The sequence below is a fragment of the Cupriavidus sp. 05T313 genome (assembly GCF_056396665.1).
This window is the reverse complement of the sequence record NZ_JBFTLX010000704.1, coordinates 1-371: the sequence shown is the minus strand read 5'-3', so window position 1 is coordinate 371 and position 371 is coordinate 1. Positions and strand designations below refer to the sequence as shown.

Annotated in this window: 1 protein-coding gene; it reads right to left on the bottom strand. The window is 67.7% G+C overall.

From position 1 onward, the window contains the following. Positions 1-253: recombinase family protein (locus AC1DKD_RS42470; protein WP_477144899.1), on the bottom strand; the 253-nt coding region annotated here is incomplete at its 3' end. Positions 254-371 lie beyond the last annotated feature (118 nt).

Below are 371 nucleotides of genomic sequence, written 5' to 3'. Positions count from 1 at the left end.
CCCCGCGCCGGGTGAGGCCCTGCACCAGGGCGCGCAGGTCATCGAGGTTGCGGGCGAGCCGGTCCATGCTGTGCACAACCACCGTGTCCCCGTCGCGGACGAACCGCAGCAGCTCCGTCAGCTCGGGCCGGGCGGTGTCCCGGCCCGAGGCCTTATCCGTGAAAACCCGGTCCAGGACCTGTCCCTCGAGCTGACGGAACTCGTTCTGATCCACGGTGCTCACCCGGACGTAGCCGATCCGCTGACCAACCATGGTCGCCTCCAACGCTTGACTGTGGACTGAGTGTCCAGGCTTCCGCCCGGAGCGTCAAGAGTCTTTTTCTCTCGCGAGGAGGCAGCGATCCCCCCTGCGCCTTTGCACGGCTCACCCC